Origin of the sequence: Paenibacillus sp. CCS19 (genome assembly GCF_033239625.1) — a bacterium.
Lineage (GTDB): Bacteria > Bacillota > Bacilli > Paenibacillales > Paenibacillaceae > Paenibacillus_T.
Genome location: NZ_BTCK01000051.1, coordinates 1 through 17612 on the forward strand (window position 1 = coordinate 1; position 17612 = coordinate 17612).

17 protein-coding genes and 1 pseudogene are annotated in these 17612 nt (G+C 49.0%); 13 read left to right on the forward strand and 5 right to left on the reverse strand.

What is annotated here, in order from left to right; genetic code table 11:
* Positions 1 to 150 precede the first annotated feature (150 nt).
* Positions 151 to 702, reverse strand: a complete 552-nt coding sequence (locus tag SBI19_RS25000) for a helix-turn-helix domain-containing protein (protein WP_317972252.1) — start codon at positions 700 to 702, stop codon at positions 151 to 153.
* A gap of 148 nt (positions 703 to 850) precedes the next feature.
* Between SBI19_RS25000 and SBI19_RS25005 the strand changes: the two genes are divergently transcribed.
* Both SBI19_RS25005 and SBI19_RS25010 read left to right on the forward strand, forming a co-directional pair.
* Positions 851 to 1255 (forward strand): DoxX family protein, encoded by a 405-nt coding sequence (locus tag SBI19_RS25005; RefSeq protein ID WP_317972253.1) that lies wholly within the window; start codon positions 851 to 853, stop codon positions 1253 to 1255.
* 20 nt (positions 1256 to 1275) lie between these two features.
* Positions 1276 to 1917 (forward strand): alpha/beta hydrolase, encoded by a 642-nt coding sequence (locus SBI19_RS25010; protein ID WP_317972254.1) that lies wholly within the window; start codon positions 1276 to 1278, stop codon positions 1915 to 1917.
* A 354-nt stretch (positions 1918 to 2271) separates the two neighbouring features.
* Here the strand turns inward: SBI19_RS25010 and SBI19_RS25015 are convergent, their stop codons facing one another.
* Entirely contained in the window at positions 2272 to 3918 is a 1647-nt protein-coding gene (locus tag SBI19_RS25015) for an Ig domain protein group 2 domain protein (protein WP_483312336.1), read from the reverse strand.
* Between the two features lie 302 nt (positions 3919 to 4220).
* Here SBI19_RS25015 and SBI19_RS25020 point away from each other — a divergent pair, with 302 nt between their 5' ends.
* The 9 genes and pseudogenes from SBI19_RS25020 to SBI19_RS25060 all read left to right on the forward strand — a co-directional run bounded on the left by SBI19_RS25020 (position 4221) and on the right by SBI19_RS25060 (position 10677).
* Positions 4221 to 5018, forward strand: coding sequence for a RodZ family helix-turn-helix domain-containing protein (locus SBI19_RS25020; protein WP_317972255.1), 798 nt, complete (start codon positions 4221 to 4223; stop codon positions 5016 to 5018).
* Positions 5019 to 5199: 181 nt separating this feature from the next.
* Complete coding sequence (locus tag SBI19_RS25025; RefSeq protein ID WP_317972256.1) at positions 5200 to 6204, forward strand: type II toxin-antitoxin system SpoIISA family toxin; 1005 nt, start codon at positions 5200 to 5202, stop codon at positions 6202 to 6204.
* A gap of 52 nt (positions 6205 to 6256) precedes the next feature.
* The gene (locus tag SBI19_RS25030; RefSeq protein WP_317972257.1) at positions 6257 to 6415 is read left to right on the forward strand and encodes a hypothetical protein; all 159 of its coding nucleotides are present in this window, start codon (positions 6257 to 6259) and stop codon (positions 6413 to 6415) included.
* Positions 6416 to 6555: 140 nt separating this feature from the next.
* Complete coding sequence (locus SBI19_RS25035; RefSeq protein WP_317972258.1) at positions 6556 to 6717, forward strand: hypothetical protein; 162 nt, start codon at positions 6556 to 6558, stop codon at positions 6715 to 6717.
* Between the two features lie 190 nt (positions 6718 to 6907).
* The gene (locus SBI19_RS25040; protein WP_317972259.1) at positions 6908 to 7720 is read left to right on the forward strand and encodes an aminoglycoside phosphotransferase family protein; all 813 of its coding nucleotides are present in this window, start codon (positions 6908 to 6910) and stop codon (positions 7718 to 7720) included.
* 139 nt (positions 7721 to 7859) lie between these two features.
* Positions 7860 to 9167: a phytoene desaturase family protein gene (locus SBI19_RS25045; protein WP_317972260.1), complete on the forward strand. Its 1308-nt coding sequence runs from the start codon at positions 7860 to 7862 to the stop codon at positions 9165 to 9167.
* Positions 9168 to 9204: 37 nt separating this feature from the next.
* Positions 9205 to 10008 carry an RNA polymerase sigma factor SigJ gene (sigJ, locus tag SBI19_RS25050; RefSeq protein WP_317972281.1) on the forward strand — a complete coding sequence of 268 codons (804 nt, stop codon included), beginning with the start codon at positions 9205 to 9207 and terminating at the stop codon, positions 10006 to 10008.
* A gap of 183 nt (positions 10009 to 10191) precedes the next feature.
* Positions 10192 to 10374 (forward strand): annotated as a pseudogene (locus tag SBI19_RS25055) (YiaA/YiaB family inner membrane protein); the annotation flags it as partial.
* 57 nt (positions 10375 to 10431) lie between these two features.
* Complete coding sequence (locus SBI19_RS25060; protein WP_483312337.1) at positions 10432 to 10677, forward strand: YiaA/YiaB family inner membrane protein; 246 nt, start codon at positions 10432 to 10434, stop codon at positions 10675 to 10677.
* 223 nt (positions 10678 to 10900) lie between these two features.
* On the opposite strand, the gene SBI19_RS25065 is transcribed toward SBI19_RS25060, so the two are convergent.
* Genes SBI19_RS25065 through desA form a run of 3 tightly spaced genes read right to left on the reverse strand, consistent with a single transcriptional unit; the run spans position 10901 to position 13702 of the window.
* Complete coding sequence (locus tag SBI19_RS25065; protein ID WP_317972261.1) at positions 10901 to 11506, reverse strand: response regulator transcription factor; 606 nt, start codon at positions 11504 to 11506, stop codon at positions 10901 to 10903.
* A gap of 2 nt (positions 11507 to 11508) precedes the next feature.
* Positions 11509 to 12633 carry a sensor histidine kinase gene (locus SBI19_RS25070; protein ID WP_317972262.1) on the reverse strand — a complete coding sequence of 375 codons (1125 nt, stop codon included), beginning with the start codon at positions 12631 to 12633 and terminating at the stop codon, positions 11509 to 11511.
* 31 nt (positions 12634 to 12664) lie between these two features.
* Complete coding sequence (gene desA, locus SBI19_RS25075) at positions 12665 to 13702, reverse strand: Delta(5) desaturase DesA (RefSeq protein ID WP_317972263.1); 1038 nt, start codon at positions 13700 to 13702, stop codon at positions 12665 to 12667.
* Positions 13703 to 14042: 340 nt separating this feature from the next.
* On the opposite strand from desA, the gene SBI19_RS25080 reads away from it, so the two are divergent.
* Together SBI19_RS25080 and SBI19_RS25085 are read left to right on the forward strand one after the other, a co-directional pair.
* Positions 14043 to 14855 (forward strand): GNAT family protein, encoded by an 813-nt coding sequence (locus SBI19_RS25080; protein ID WP_317972264.1) that lies wholly within the window; start codon positions 14043 to 14045, stop codon positions 14853 to 14855.
* Positions 14856 to 15075: 220 nt separating this feature from the next.
* Positions 15076 to 17580, forward strand: a complete 2505-nt coding sequence (locus SBI19_RS25085; RefSeq protein ID WP_317972265.1) for a stalk domain-containing protein — start codon at positions 15076 to 15078, stop codon at positions 17578 to 17580.
* Positions 17581 to 17612 lie beyond the last annotated feature (32 nt).

Sequence of the window (17612 nt, forward strand, 5' to 3'; positions counted from 1 at the left end):
CTAGAATTTCATCGGATAAACCAGGGGTTTTATCCAATGTCCATTCTAAGGGGTGCACTCCATTTCAAAACGGTGGGTTTCTCTTTCTTTTTTGTCTTATCTATAGTCCGCCGCGCAGCGAAACCCGATATTTCCGGTGGAGCTGTCGGGCTACAGGAAATCATTCGCCTGATCGCTTTCGGTATAGACAGCGATTAGAATAATGGCGGTTTCCTCGCTTATGTTTTTGACGAGATGCGGCGTGCAAGCATTCCAGCCGAAGGAGTCGCCCTCCCTGAATTCGGATGCATCCTCGCCTTGCTCGGCGTAAATGGTTCCTTTTACGACGAGATGGACCTCTTCACCCTCATGAGCATGCGGAGCGAAGCCAGTCGAAGCGCCGGGAGGAATCTCCACGAGCCGCATTCTTACGTTCTTAGTGGAGCTCAAGTGCTCCACTTTTAATTTCTCGGTCCCGCTGGTTGTCGTTTTTCGCTCTTCCTTCCGGACAATATTCATGCGTTCCTCTTGCTGCAGCAGCAAGTAAGCCAGCGGTACTTTCAAGGACTTGGCAATGCTTTCTAAGGTTGCGATAGACGGAGAGGTTTTATTCGTTTCAACCTGGCTCATGAAGCCTTGGGACAAACCTGTGTCTTCACAAATTTGCGCGATCGTTATGTTTTTGCGTTTGCGTATCGATCGGATGGTGGAGCCGATGTTCAACGGATGTTCACCTCATAAAAATATTTGTAATACAGAATATATATTAATAATAACAATGTTTCTGTTGACAAGCTACTCCTTCCCACAATATATTAGCTATACGAAACAAACATCTTTATAACTAATATGTTGAGGAGAGGAATTATATATGACGAAAATAAACATTGTTTCGACTATAGCGCGTGTCGTGCTGGGCATCTTGTTCGTGGCTCATGGACTTGATAAATTTCAGATGGGCTTAGGCAATGTGGAGGCTTGGTTCGATTCTATCGGTGTACCGGGACCACTCGCTTATGCCGTGGCGTATATCGAATTGGTTGGTGGAATTCTGCTGATAGCAGGTATCTTCACCCGATATGTAGCGGCCTTGTTGGTGATCATACTCATAGGCGCGATTGTCACAACTAAGCTGTCCGTCGGATTGCTTGGGAACGGCCAGATGGCCGGCTATGAGCTGGACTTGAGCTTTATTGTCATTGCGATTTACTTGATTGTTGCTGACCGATCGCCGTTGTCGTTCGATCACTTGCTGTGGAGAAAACGCAGCGCCTAACGCAAAGGAGAAGTGTCCACATGAACCCGACATATCAGTATGACATTCATTTTCCAGCTCATATGGATCCGGACAAACAGTACCCGACCATCTTCACGCTTCACGGCAAAGGGTCAAACGAGAGGAATATGTTCGGTTTAGTGGAGCCTTTAGCCGATGAATTTATTATTGTCGGCATTCGCGGCAATCTTACATTGGGCGCGGGCTTCCAATATTATGAACTGAAGAGCTTAGGGAATCCGATTCGGGAAATGTTCGATCAAGCGGTTGAGCAATTGGAAGCATTCATTCATTATGCGACGGAGAAATACCCTATTGATGCGGCCAAGCGTTATTTGCTCGGCTTCAGTCAAGGCGCGATTTTATCGATGACGCTTGCGCTTACGATGGGGGAAGCGCTGAAGGGAATCGTGGCGTTGAATGGGTATGTGCCGGAATTCGTGAAGACGGAATATTCGCTGAAGAGCATCCAGGAGGTAGCGGTGTTTATTTCCCACGGCGAATTCGATTCCGTATTCCCGATTCGGATCGGGCACGAAACGGCTGATTATATCGGAAGTCTAACGTCTCGTTTGACCTTCAACATTTATCCGACCGATCATGGTGTTTCCGAGCGCAATCAAAAGGATTTCGTGAACTGGCTTAAACAAGTGAACGAATGATTTTGACCAAGGCGGCACTTCATGGAGGTCATGCTGCTTTCTCTACTTAAAGGCCGTACGATATAAGAATGGGAGCCCAAGTCGGGCTTCCATTTTTCTATTTGACAAATTATTTTAGAAAGGAATCGGAGCTTTAGCGAACGTCGAGGTTGTGACTCGAGTATGGGCCTTTATGAAACGCATGTGATAGACACCACCATGATGAGCATTGACGAAAGTGTGACCGCTATTAGGCAGTCTCTTGTTGATGAGGGTAAGCGACTGAGCTAAATATCGCATTGAGGAAGCCATCTTTGCAGGTGTGTCATCCTGCAAAGATGGCTTAAAGCTTCCGGTAGTATAGAACGCGGAGAATTAATTCACCGTGAAGTTGTCCACGTTGATGCGGCTGCTGGAAGTGCCTGCTGCGACAACTTTGAACCGAACAGGAACCGTCGAATTGACGGTAATGGTCTGCTCGGTCAAGTTCGCTGTTGCGGTTGCTGCGGTCGTCACGTCGGTCCATGTTGAGCCTGCGTTGGTAGACTTTTGCAGCTTCCAGGTCGCACCTGTGTCCGTACTGAAGTTGGCCACGCTCAGCTTGACAGTCGTTGCACTCGCGACGTTGAAGTTCATGGCGATGGAACCAGCCGCGCGGATGCGCGCCGACTTCGTGCCAGTCTTCTTGTCTGTGCTCAAATCGCCGATCAGGGCATTGTCGAACGTCCAAGATCCAGAACCTAGCGTTACGCTGCCAGCTGTATAGGCCGTCTTGGTGCCGGATTCAAAGCCTTCATTAAGCGATGTAGATGGATTCGTGACCGTGCAAGAGCCGCCGCCATAAGAGCCCGTCTTGAACGTGCAGCGATCCCACCATTTGTAGCCTGCCGCTGGGGTAGACCACGGTTCGGCTTGCGGTTCCGTCGAAGCCGCTGGTGCTTCCATAGCGAGCAGGGAAGTGGCTTGATCCAGCGTTAAGCCGCTCACTTGGCTTAAGGAGGTGTAGGATTCTTGCGCACTCAGCCAGTTAGCGATATTGACGAGCAGCGTTCCATCATTTTGCTCCGTGAAGCCAGCGTAAGTCGTCTTCGCCGTGCCGGTCTCCTCCCGCAAATATTTCGGTGTGGCATCTTCAACAGGCGAAGAATCGCCGATGAAGGCAGCTTTGCCGAGACCGACCTTCGAGACGGCAACATACGGGCCTTCGTTCACGCCGCCGCCTTCGTACACGCCTTGATCGACGGCGCTTGCCCACTTCGTCGTAGTCGCAGGCAGATAGACGATCCCTTTTGCTTTGGAAGGGTCCATAATCGCAAGTGTCGACCCTGCATGCATGGCGACTGTCGATACGCCTTGGGTAATGCCGAACGCTTGCGAAGGGGAGACGATATTGTTCGCCGTCACATCGCCGATTGCGTTATAACGGAATCGCACGCCGAAGTTCGTGCCGAGCCAGTCCGAGCTGACGACGCCTTGCATGGCGTCGGAATTGGCTTCCTCCGTACTCATTCCTTGGGCAGGGTCGGGCCAAGCGCCGCGGCGATAGCCGTTGAACACTTCAGAAGCATCCCACCGATTCTTGTTCCGGTCCGCATTATAATGATCCCCGATGAAGAAAATGCTGCCGCCGTTCTGTACGTATTGCAGCATTGCAGCTTGCTCAGAGGCTTTATAAGGAATGTTCGCCTCGCCGATGATGAAGACATTGTAGCCGCTAAGATCGCTCAGCGTGATTGGGGTCGCTTTGCGTAATTCCTTCACATAGTATCCTTGTCCAGCTAAAGCTTGCGCATAGTCCGAGAAACCGCCGTCGATGACCCAGTCCGCAGCTCCTGCCGTTTGACCGTGCGTATTGTCGAACAAGATTTTCTTGCCATTGGCCGTGCCCGTCGGCTGCAGCACGGGAGCAGGATCGGCAGGACCCTCACCGAATGCAGTTGGCACACTGAGGATGCTCATAGCAATCGCACACGCTGACAAATACGCTGCCATCTTGCGAGTCCAGGCTAGTTTTCTTTTCATCATTTGTTTCCCTCCACCACATATTGATTTCGTTACTCCGAATTCCGACGACTTTAACGTTCCTCCTAATCGAATAGATTGATCGTACATGCCTATTACAACAGAACACTATTATGCTGGCGTCATGGCGTCCCGAAGGATTTGTAAATCGCGGCAGCTTCGTCAATTCCGCCATTTGCCTCCACCAAGTGCGGATGCATCGTGAAAGTGATCCTAATACCTTAATATCAACTTAAGTCATTTATCATGGAGGTGGAAATGTGTACAGTAGGGTTCTGAAGAAGGCGAGGCGAGAACGTCGAGTGAAACCGAAGTCCCGATTCAGGCATAAGCGAAGAACAATAGTCAAAAGAAAAGTCTGTCCGGTTTCACCCCAAACCTTCAGATCTAAATTGGCGAATACATCAAACCCTGTGGCTGCCCAAACATCTAACTCCAGCTCCGACTCCAACGATACCCATACAATAACTTCCGCCGCGGCTAACGCATCCAATCCGATCTCCGCCAGCACATCGAATCCGAATGATGTTCATTCATCTATTCCCGTCACGAGCATCGCAACCAGTCCGACCGATGCCAACACCTCTAATCCGGTCGCCACGAACACCAATACCAATACGGTTAGTCCAACCATTAATGTGAATCCGGTTATTAATATTAATTCGACTGCTGCAGGACAGGGACTGCTCACGGAGTTTAACTTCGTGCCGTTGGACTTTAATTCCACGGAATCCCCCGTTCCGAATACAGTTCTAAATACAACTCCGCTCCTCTTAAGTATTGATGATACGACGGGTCGCGTATGGCTCAATTTCTCCGTCCAATGGGCAAGTACTCAGCCGGTTAGCGAAGTCATATTTCGTATTCAACGCAGAAGACAAGGAGAAGTCGCCTTTACGGATATATGCACGACGATTGATACGAAATTCACAAACATACTAACAACTACTTTAACATGTGTTGATGCTGAGTCGATCCTCACACCGGGACAACAGCCCGTTGAATATCAAGTGACAGCAGAAGCAGCAGATGGTCTTCCGGTTCTTATTTTCTTCGGCATCGGAACTTTCACAGGTGCGGTAATCGAAGCGAACAATTAACGAACCGTTTCAGCATTTGAAGACTTGGCGTAGTGCCAGGTCTTCTTTGTGTTTGCAACGATTCAGATATACCGATACCGATAGGGGAAACTGAATGAAAGAAAACAAGTGACAGAATAAATCAAAATCTTGTAAACTAGTGCGGGGAATATTTGGAATAAAATAGAGGGGCAGCAGGGGGATGGGCGATGAATTGGGGAAAATCATACTTTATATCTTGAAGTACATAGGCATGATATCGGCAGGCTTCCTCTTCCTTATTGGCTTGGTATATGGCGGGGTGGAGCTATTCGATCGGATCGATTGGATTAGTATTGACCCACATCTTCTGAAGCTGCGAGAGGCGTTCAAGAACGGCGGGAAGGTATTCTTTGGTTCCTTCTTTCTGATTCTTATGGGATATTTAATTCACTCCGTGCAAGCCTTCCGACAAGACCCGAATAAATACACGGAAGAAATATGGAAAATTCGGAAGACTTATTATGCGTTCTATATGTCTCTGACGGCTGTAGGGTTTGTGTTTGGTTACATCGACTACAGGGACTGGAAGCTTCTTCTTCAGTTAACGGCACTTGTTGTCTTTTCAGACATTGCTGTGTTCCAAACACCGAACATTACAAAAATTTGGTCAGCAGAATTTCAGCATAATGCGATTGCAAAGAAAGCAATTGAAGGAAATATGGAACAAATCGAGAGCACAAGCATCAAATTGAGCGAATTCTCGGAAGTGGTACGCCAAACGAATAATCACTTTGCTCCTATTACAGCGAATACCCAATTATGGGCTGATTATGAGCAACAGTTACGCAGCTACTTGAACTTGTACACGAATCGATTTCGGTATGCCGTTCATTTTTTCCCATTTACTTATGATGCAGCCGATGTTGACATGACCAAACAAAACATAAGCCAAGCCTTAGACAATTTCGAGGTTCAGTTTGGTCACCGCATTGATCCGACTCCAGGAAGAGATCAAGAGCCAAGTCCTCGCGGTAAAGCGATGGATAAGCTGGTACATGGCAACGGTGTTTTTTTGGATTCGGACAAGCTGTTGGTCGTCCCGATCTTTTTTCATGGTCGAGATTATCTCATTGGGGTTAAAGCTAGTCAGGGGCTAAAGCTCGATCCTGTTGACAATACCAATCTCGTAAACCTTTGCCGCATCTTTCAAATGTTCATCCTGTAGAATCCGTGGTATAATGTGGTAGAGTACTAGTTTTCGAAGGGGGTTGATTTTCATGGTGAGACCATTGAACTCGATATGGAATAAGGATAAAATCGTCCGCCAGAAAGAAGCAGTGATACCGCCAAAAACGATGTTTGAAACGAAATCTACAGTAGAATTCAAGGATCTGCAGGCATTGAACCGTAAGGCTTTGACAAGCCTCAAACAATAGTATTAACAATGCATTCGGCATCGTCATATACAGAAGGATCAGGCTATTTTGCTTGATCCTTTTTTGCTGTCCTGTTTTAGAATCTCGTTTCCTTGACCATAATGCTACTAAATTATGGTAGTCCGAGAGGGGCTTCAACGATGGTGACGGTACATAGAAACAAGGGAATCAACAATGACAATGCTAGGAATAAAGCAAATAAAGGTCTGTTTGAAACACAAGTGCCTTTTATCGGAGAGAAGGCGCTCAAGGAATCTAGGAAAGCGTTGAAGCTTCTGGAAAAGGCGATGAAAAAACGTTAAATCAATAAGGTGCAGCTGAGGGCCGCTGTCTGATAAGCGGCCCTTTTTTATTTTGCTTAAGAGCGTTACAGAGATTCGAAACATAAGTATGGCATGCTTTTTATCGGCATTCCTTACTGCGTGTGCATTTGGTATTATATGTATAAACTTAGAGCTGAGAATATAATCCAAATGGGAAGGGTGAGGTCCAGTGACTCAGGAGGAAGTGTTAAAAGGCGGAAATGTGAATCACATCGTCCGTAAGGAAAATACGGTTCTGCGCCCCACTGGTTATTGGAGCCCGAGTGTTCACGAGCTGCTTAAACATTTAGAGAAACAAGGCTTCGAGGGAGCGCCGAGATTTCTCGGAATCGACGATTCCGAGCGTGAAATAGTAACATTCATCTCAGGGGAAGTTCCGGGAAACGATTACCCTGAACTTAAACCTTATATGTGGTCGGATGATACGCTTATAGGTTTAGCACGTCTCTTGCGCCGTTTTCATGATGCGACTGAAGGCTCTTCGCTCGTGAAAGAGGGCAAATGGCAGCTTAGTTATGTGGATGATCGTGAGCATGAAGTGATATGCCATAACGACGCTGCGCTGTATAATGTGGTTTTTCAACAGGGTACTCCTGTGGCGCTGATTGATTTTGACATGGCTGGACCTGGTCCGCGTATGTGGGACATTGCATATTCCCTGTATACATCCGTTCCGCTTGCGAGCTTCGAGCCTGATCATTCTTCGGGGACAACGGTGGCGTACCAATCGGATTCGCACGCTGCAGAGCGCCGTCGACGAATTCACTTATTCTTTGAATCGTATGGAACTCCCCTCCCTAATGAACTGCGTAATTGGATTATTCAACGATTGGCTGCAATGTGCGATACGCTCCGCAATGGTGCTGCCGAAGGAAATGTTGCGTTTATTAAAATGGTGGATGAGGGCCACTTGGCTCACTATGAGAGCGAGATTCGATTTGTATCCGATCATTTCGATGATTGGATAAATAATGGAGTATGACTTGAGACATAGCAAGATCAAGACCCTCTTGAACAAGAATCGGTGCTGCAAAGATTTCCTTAAAATTTACTTCGCGTATTTGTCACACTTCGCATCCGTTCCCCGTCATACAGGTAAAATGGCGAGGGGATGATGGGCGATGCAAAAGGTAAAGGTTGATGTGGTCGTGGTTGGTGGAGGAATTGCAGGTTTAACTGCTGCTGTCTATGCAGCCAAAGCCGGGAAACAAACAGTGGTCATTGAAAAACAAAATCGTTTAGGCGGCAGAGCCGTTACCAACAAGAAGAATGGCGCTTACTTCAATCTGGGCGCGCATGCCTTGTATAAGGGGGATGCTTACGCGACTTTCCGGGAGTTAGGTTTGACCTTGCAAGGTAAGCGGCCTTCGGCTGACGCTTATGGCTTGTGGAAAGGGAAATTGAGCGTCTTGCCTTCGGATATGAAATCTTTGTTTGCGACCCCGCTGTTGTCTTGGAAAGGAAAGATGGAGTTCGCTTCGTGTCTTATGAAACTTTCAAAAGCGGATACTCGTCCATTTGACCGGATCAGCATCCGAGAATGGGTCGAAGGGAATTTGCGGGATCCCATGGTGCGCAATATCTTTTATTCGCTGTTTCGTACGGCCAGCTATGTGGTCGGGCCTGATCTGCCGGCAGCGGGCCCTGTATTGAAACAATTGCAGAATGCCCTTAAAGGCGCGTTATACCTGGATCGTGGTTGGGGCGAGTTGATCAAGGAATTGCATAGCAAGGCATCCGACTTGGGAGTGCGGTTTTTAACATCTACCAAAGTCACGTCTCTCGATACTGAGGGCGGGATCGTACGGCAGGCTCGCTGTGAAGACGGAACGACAATCGATACTCGCCATGTTATCCTTGCCACAGCGCCTTCTATTGCGAATCAGTTGGTACCTTTTGCAGAAGAAACCGCCCTTCATACCTGGAAAGAGCAAGCGATTGAGGTCACGGCAGCCTGCCTGGATGTGGTCTTGAAAAGACTCCCCAGACCGAAACATCAATTTGCATACGGAATCGATCAGACGGTGTTTCTTACCAATCAATCGCGTGCGGCTTATCTAAGCGACGATGGCGCGCAAGTCATTTCGCTCATTAAGTACCAAGGGAAAGAAACGGACCCGGATCAAGATTTGCGCGAGCTGGAAGGCATGCTGGATTTGATGCAGCCGGGATGGCGTGAACAATTGATTGTGAAACAATACCTTCCCAAAATAACGGTCTGTCATGACTTTATGCATATGAAACGTCTCGAGAATCCTGGACCCGCTGTCCCGGAAATACAAGGACTATACGTAGCGGGAGAGTGGGCGTCGCACGGTGAAGTATTGGTTGACGCCGCGACGGCAAGCGCCAAAAGAGCAGTCCAACACATGCTCTCCCTTGAGGGCAAGGAGAGGAATGTCTTTAATGAGCATAGAGGAATTATATAAACGTTATAAAACGGAGCTGTTTTCGTTAGCCTACCGAATGCTCGGCAGCGTCATGGATGCGGAAGATATCGTGCAGGATGCTTTTCTGAGCTATGACGGGCTGTCTGACGTTGGGGCGATCCGAAACGAAAGGGCATTTTTATACAAAATCGTAACGAATCGGTGTCTTGATCTTTTGCGCTCATCGGTCAAAAAACGGGAATTGTATGTCGGTCCATGGCTCCCCGAGCCCCTGATTGAGAAAGCGGCTTCGGACAATGATCCATCCAATAAGTATTTGCGGTCCGAGTCGATTTCCACGGCTTATCTTCTGCTTCTGCAGCAGCTGAATGCTGCTGAAAGGGCGGTTTTTCTTCTTCGAGAGATTTTTCATTATTCGTTTGAAGAAATTGCCGATATCGTGGGGAAAAGCAGTGCGAACTGCCGGCAAATTTTCCACCGCGCCAAGAAAAGCATCCATTTCGACCAAGACCAACAACCGTCGGTTTCCATTGCAGAGGAGAAAATTAAAGAGTTCGTACGATCGATGCTGCAAGGCAATACGACAAAACTACTTGAACTGGTTAGCGAAAATGTGGTGCTCTATTCGGACGGCGGAGGCAAGGTAAGAGCGGCGCAAGTGCCTGTTGTCGGGTTTGAGCAAGTGCTGAAGTTACATCGGAACGTGATCAATATGCATGAGGGTAAACTTTCGTTCTCGTTCCTCGCCGTGAATGGGTTACCCGGAATCCTCATTCGAATAGGCGAAGAGACGAAATACGTTTATTCTTTTGCCTATGACAACCATAAGATCAAAGCGATCTATAGTGTCGCCAATCCAGAAAAGTTAAGACATCTATAGCATTAAACATGCTGCGCAGCATTGCCATTCTAGCTGCCGATTACGCCAGCGTTATATAGAGTTGTTTAATATATGTTAAAAATATACTAAAAAACCTGATAACAAGTAGAAATAAACGAAATAAACATTTATAGTGAACAATAGTATTGGTTTACTATCCTATAGTTGGAGAGGAAGCGTTGCATGAGTCAACGATATCGCAAACGCAATACAGCCGCTTTCACAGCTGCATCTTATTTTGCATTAGCTGCCGGCCTGTTCTTATTCTGTCTGGGCGTATACAACGCCGACTGGGAGCTGAACGTGAAAGGGTATTATCTGCTTTGCATGGTGCTCATTACGATTACTTGCATCGTGGTGCAGAAGGTTGTTCGCGACAATACGGAGGATAAAGAAACTCGCTTGGACAATCCGAAGCACCGGATGAGAAATACGCAAGCTTTCACGATTATGGTGATCGCCGGTTTGATTATCGGATATGCGATGTTCTTCATTGGCTTGTATAACGCTGATTTCGAACTGAATGTCAAAGGCTATTACATCGCCGTCATTCTTCTCATATCCTATAGCGCGATCGGCGTTCAGAAAGTGACGAGGGATAATGCGGAGGATAAGGAGATCCTTGCCGAGCAGGACGCCGCTAATCGCGGCATGTCTGGTCAGTACTGATAGGCTCTCTATACATCTAACGGATCAAAGGCAAGGGAATGTTCCCTTGCCTTTCCTGTTAACGGCTCCGGTTATCAGCATCTCAACTTTATGAAAGACTCCTCATGATTATTACCGCTCCTTTCCTCCACCATTTATGCAAGCCTCGAATCTTGATAAACAACAAAAAATCCACCTTTGGAGGCGGACTTTACAAGTCTATAGTATTCTTCATGACAGCCGTTCATTTAAACCAGCCTTTATCCTTAAAATGCTTGATCGCCTCGACCCGGTTGCCGACGCCAAGCTTGTTGAGGATGACGGAGATGTAATTCCGTATCGTGCCGGGAGTAATGTACAGCTCCTTCGAAATTTCCTTCGTGCTCTTGCCGTCGGCAATGAGCGCAAGGACTGCCTTCTCACGCTCGGTAAGAGGGTTCTCCTCGCCATAGGCCTCGTCCATCAATTCAGGAGCATACAGACGTCGGCCGCCAACGATGATGCGGACCGAATTCGCGAGTTCCTCGCTAGGACTGTCTTTCAACAGGTATCCGTGTACGCCTGCCTTGATCGCCCGCTCGAAATAACCGGCACGAGCGAACGTCGTGAGGATGACGACTTTGCAATTCAGCGATAGTGCGGAGAGCTCCTCAGCCGCCTCCAAGCCGTTCTTCAGCGGCATCTCGATATCGAGTATGCAGACGTCCGGCTGGTGGAGCCGCACCAGCTTGACGGCATCCTCGCCGTTGCTCGCTTTCGCGACGACCGTCATATCGTCTTCCAGATCCAGCAGAGCAGCGAGAGCGCCGAGAATCATTCGTTGGTCTTCAGCAATCACGATTCGAATCATCTTCAAGCCTTCTCTCTCGGATGGGTATTCGGTATTGTCATGACAAGGGAGGTTCCAGGTCCTTCGCCCATATCGAGGCTGCCGTTAATGAACTCGAGACGTTCCTTCATTCCGATCAGGCCGCTGCCTCGGGAATAGGTTGCATGCGGCGTCATCCCGATTCCATTATCCTCAACGATAACGACTAAGGCCAGACGATCTGGCCGGATTGTGATCGTACAGACAGAAGCCCCGCTGTGCTTGACGAGATTCGTGACCGCTTCCTTCAGGCACATGCACAATACATTCTCGTTCATCAGCGATAGGTTCTTCGGTTCAAGGTCGCCTTCAACGACCAGTTCGATACGTGCAGTTCGGAGCATCTGCTCGATTCGGACGATCTCTTCCGTCAGCTTCGCGCCGCGCATCTGCGTTACGATCTGCCGGACTTCCTTCAGTGCGTTTCTAGCCGTCTGTCTTACTTCCTTCATCTCATCCATCGATTGCGAAGGGTTCTTGTTCATCAGCTTAAGGGCAAGGTCGCTCTTGAGCCCGATCAGCGACAGCTTCTGACCGAGTGTATCGTGCAGGTCTCTTGCAATGCGCTGGCGTTCCTCGAGCTTCACCAGCTCCGAGATCCGCTTGTTCGCATCGTTCAGCTGGCCTTGCAACCGCTCGTTCTTATTGCGATTGTAGTTGGAGATCGGGAGCAGGATCACCATGATCAAGCAGATTAAGACGAACGGCAATTGGCTGATGACGACTGGATTCTTGACAATAATTGCATAATCGATGATGGCGATCGTGATCGTCAGATGCACGACATATAACGTAATGAAGCCCTTCTTGCTCATAATATTGCCAATGACGAACGCCAACAGCAGCGAGAAGTATACGAATCCGAATAGGATGGTCATGGCGATGGAGATGGCAATCTGAACGCCTGACCAGACGTAGAGCTTCCAACCCTTAGTTACGAATACGAGTGCATACGAGACGAAGAACAGAATAATGAGCGTAATTCCTGCGGCCGTATGCGCCGTGGAAGAAGTACGAAAAATATAATAGAAAGGCAATATGAATAGGATTGCCCATATGAACGGATTAAGCCCCGTCGTTTTGTACAAATTCGAACTCCACTTTGCCATGTTGGTCCACCTTTAACGCTGACCCCAGGCTTCAGCCCGTTCGACCAAGCTCCGTCTTCGCAGCAGCCTGCTTCTTACGGTAGTCTCTTAGCTCGCGGAAACCGATGAACGTCTTCGCTTCTTCATCCCATAACCGGAAACGAAGCGATTGCAGACTGGTGCGAAACGTAATCGTCACCGCTTGCTGAAGGGGCGGAATGGCCAGATGCGTTTTCTCTAAATTGTAATTCGGCACCTTCGGATTCAAATGATGCACGTGATGGTAACCGATGTTGCCCGTTATCCATTGCAGCAATCGGGGGAGCTTATAATAAGAGCTTCCTTCGACAGCCGCCTTCACGTAGCTCCATTCATCGTCATTCTCGAAGTACGAGTCCTCGAATTGATGCTGAACATAGAATAACCAAATCCCCATCGTTCCTGCAACCCAAAGTATAGGAACTTGTACAAGGATTACGTTCTTCCATCCCAGCAGCTCGCCTAACAACACGTACAGGACGACAATTGCAACATTCGTTAAATACGTATTAAGCTTCTCTTTGCGTTTCGCTCCAGGACGGTTCTTGCGATACGTAACTAGAAAGACGAGCAGAGGGCCCAGCACTAGGAAGACAAGCGGATTCCGATACAGCCGGTAAGCCAGCTTCATCCGAGGGGAGGAAGCGACATATTCGTCCACGGTCATCACCCACATATCGCCGACGCCTCGTTTATCGAGGTTGCCGCTTGTCGCGTGATGAATATTGTGCGCGTTCTTCCACTGCTCATAAGGAAAATGCGTCAGAATGCCCGTAATGTTCCCCAGCCAGTCATTTGCCCTGCGGCTCTTGAAAAACGACTGATGACAGCAATCGTGGAAAATAATGAATGTTCGGATCAAAAAAGCTGCTGCAACGATCGTGATCGGTATCGTCAGCCAGTATGAGATGGATAAGCTCGCATACGCCGCAATCCACAACAGCAGAAACGGCAGCAAGGTGTTGGTTAGCTGACGAATGCTGGCTTTGGTGTTCGTTCTTGCAAAGGGAGCGGAATGTTTCTTCAGTTCTGCAATGTTCATCGGATCCACGGGTACTTCCTCCTAATTGAAGCTCTCTCGTCGTTGAATGTCATAGATAGCGTTCTTTTATCTTCATTATAATGGGGAGGGAATCGCCGTTTTAGTCATAAACGTCAAGTTGAATATATGATAAATATCATATAAGAGGGAGGTCTGTTTTCATAAAATAAGGGTCATCCGCCAAGGATGGGCGCGGCCGCCTGCGCAATGGTTGACGGGTTCGAGGTTGTCCGAGTATGGTGTTATACGATAAGATTACGCCGCATGAGCCGCATTACTCTCCGAATCGGCTGCTTAGGGTCGGGAGAGTGCAGCAGCTCATCATGGCTATAAGTAGAGGAGCGATGGCATGCAGCGGCCTGTCATAACGAAGGCGTTAGCCGAGAAAATGGAGCAATCCGAGATCGATTTCATGTCTTCACGGATTGATGCGATTGCGGCGCGTGAAGGCAATCCGATGGGTGCTGAGCTACTGAAGTTCGGCAGTTCAGCAGTTTTCTATGTCCGAGAGATGCCATGGGGATCGTTTAATACCGTCAAAGGCATCCGTTCGGAAAACATCGAATATGTGGATCCGATCATCAGCTTCTTCCGTGAACGGAACAGGCCATTCCAGTTCGAGATTACCCCAGCGAATTCGTCTAATGAGCTGCTTACCTATTTGTCGGACAGAGGCTTCCGCCATAGCGGGTTCCATACGACGCTGTACGGTGTGCCGAGTATGGATGAGCCTGTTTATGCTGAAGGAATATCGATAAGAGAGCTGCAAGCTGACGAATTCGAACTGTATGGGAAACTGCATTGCCTAGGTACAGGGTTAAATGTTGAAGGTGCAGGTCATGTTGCGGATAACAATCGGGTACTATTCGATCGGCCAGGATGGCGGTTCTATATCGGATTCGTGGACGACCAGCCTGCCGGCGTCGCAGTTATGTACATGCATGGAGGCACGGCCTCGTATACATTCGCGGCGACTGTTCCTGAATTCAGAAGGCGCGGGCTGCAGACGGCATTCTTACATAAACGTTGTTATGACGCTGCTCGTTCACAATGCGAGCTTATCGTCAGCCAAGCGGCATATGCTTCTACCAGCCAGAACAATATGGAGAGGGCCGGTTTTGGCATTGGTTATACCAAAGCGGTGTGGACAGGCGGGAAGTAATCTTCGCCTTCACCATGCAACAAGAAAGAGGATAGCGCTAGGGGCGCCATCCTCTTTCTTGTTGTCGTGCTATTTGGTGGGAAGCTATATGATAATCGATAATGAAGTAATAATCGACAACTGATTTTTCATTTATTTTCCATGATTAAAGAACTAGATTGTAATATACTGTTTCATAGTGTTTTGGAAGATGGGAAATTACTAGAAGGAGAGACACACGGTGAGAAGACTATTATTAATTGTAACGGCATTGCTGCTGCTAGCTGCGATGGTACCGCCGCTAACAGGAGAGGCACAAGCCGCCGAAGGAGCGGGAATTAACAATCCGGTCCAGCAGTGGAAGCTGTGGGCGAACAGCAATCATCCTGCTGTCTTCGGTACCGACGGCACGATCTACCTTGGGGGCGATGATCTCTACGCGATGACGCCTGCGGGGACGATGAAGTGGAAGTTCAATATACCGGGCGGCGGGTTTTATGCGGATGCACAACCTGCGGTCGGCATGGACGGTACGATCTATGCTTCATTCATGCCTAAAAGTCCGATGACTGCAATCGAAGATCGGATGTCCTATTTGGTGGCGGTCAAGCCTGACGGCACGATGAAGTGGAAATACGAGACGGGCTCGCTCGTCAGTTCCCAGCCTGTTGTGTCGACGGATGGCACGATCTATGTTCGTGACTTTGGGGGCAAGCTGTATGCTTTCAATCCGGACGGTACGATGAAATGGTCACTTCAGGTTGCAAATATTGAATACGGCCAGACCGCGCAGCTTGCAGTAGCGGGAGACGGCACGGTCTACTCGACCTGCACGCAGGGATTATGCGCAATAGGAACGGACGGCAAGGTGAAGTGGTCTTATCCAAAATCCGGTCTGTACCCTTATGCGGCGCCGAACGGACAGGTTTACTCGCTGAACAACGCAGGGTATCTGGCTGTGAATGCAGCCGATGGTACGGAACTTAAGCTTCTCGATCTTCATGCGTCTTCGTTCACAATCGGTGCCAATGGGACCATCTACGCTGGTGTTGGCAGCAATATGAACGCATACACGGCGGACGGTGCGCTGATCTGGTCGGTGCCAACGGCCGGCGGCGTAGGACAAGCTGTTATTTCGCCGGATGGCACGGTATATTTCGGCAGCTATGACGAGCATGTTTATGCGGTTGACGCAGCAGGCAATTTGAAGTGGCTTTATTTTGCAGGAACAGGGAAGGCCATTCATTATGGAACCGCCATTCTCGATTATGGCTCCTACTTCCTAGGCATCAACCCTACTGTAGCAGTCGGTGCCAACGGTACAGTCTACGTGAACTCTTATGAGACATTCGCCAATCCGAGCGAGCCTGGCTACCAGACTTCGCTTGATCCGAACTATCCGGCTCAGATCTTTGCATTGGTCGATCAAGGCGGAACACCGACGAATAAACGGATCGTCCCGGATCCTTCTTATGTGAAAGCGACGACCGGTATGTTCGAAATTCGGCTGACGGGGGAATACGGCAGCGAGAGTGCTGGCGTCAAGGTGAGTGCAGTAGATGCCAATGGCGCTGTTGCTGCAACGGGAACGACCGACAGCAGAGGGAAAGCGGCGCTGGAAGTTGCGCAGGAAGGCATCTATACCGTAAGAGCCGAGATGGAAGGCTATCAGACCTCATCCAGCCAAGCGATGCTTCTGTTCGGACAGATCACGCGGATGGGGATGGTCATGAAGACGGTGAAGGACGGCGCCATTCACTTTGTCCTGACCAACGGTGCGAACAACACGCCGATTAACGGCGCACAGGTTAAGTTGACCAATTTGAAAACGCAGGCTGCCATCACGGCATCGACGGATGCACAAGGCGAGGCGTACTTCTACGATGTACCAGAGGGCGACTACTTGATGACCGCGGATAAATATCCGTTCCAGACGCTGGATACAGGCGAATGGATTAGTCCTAAACCGTACCAGCAGGACTTTAATTGGCAGATGAGTTATCCTCCCGTTACGGTCAAGTTCGTCGGCAAGGATGGCCAGCCCACTCATACAGCCGTCATCTATCGCCTCCTAACCTTGGATCAGCAGGGAATGACGAACATGTACGACAGCGCGGAGTTCTATGACCTTGCGCCGGGTACATACCAATTAGCAATCCTAGATCGCAACTATCAGGAGGGCAAACCAATTAAGTTTGTCGTGACCGATACGAAGCGTGAATTTACCGTGATCCGCACAGATGATGGCAATGGCATTATGCTGGAAGGACAATCGGCAGAGGAAGCAGGCAGCAGCGGCGGTCCGGCAGGGAATGGCGGCACGCCAGCTAACTCTTCGACATCTCCTGGTTTAAGCGGTACGACGTCGACTCAGCCTAATACGAAACTGCGCAATACGGTGTTCATTAACGGTACTGCACAAACGTTCAGCGCAAAGCCGGTCATCGTCGGCGGTACGACATTCGTACCGATGCGGAGCATTTTCCAAGCGCTCCATGCGGATGTCGTATGGGAACAAGCGAGGCAGCAGGTTAACGCACAGCGTGGGACGATGAAGTTGTCGATTACGATCGGCAGCAAGAGTGCGACGCTGAATGGCAAGCCTTTTACGCTGCTTCAGGCGCCTTTTATGCAGAAAGGTACAACGATGGTGCCGCTTCGCTTCGTCAGTGAAGCCCTTGGTGCAGACGTGAAGTGGGACAGCAAGACGGGGAATATCTATATTACCGATCCGACGTTGAAGTAAACCGTGACTTAAGGAGAGGTCGGCTTGCAGGT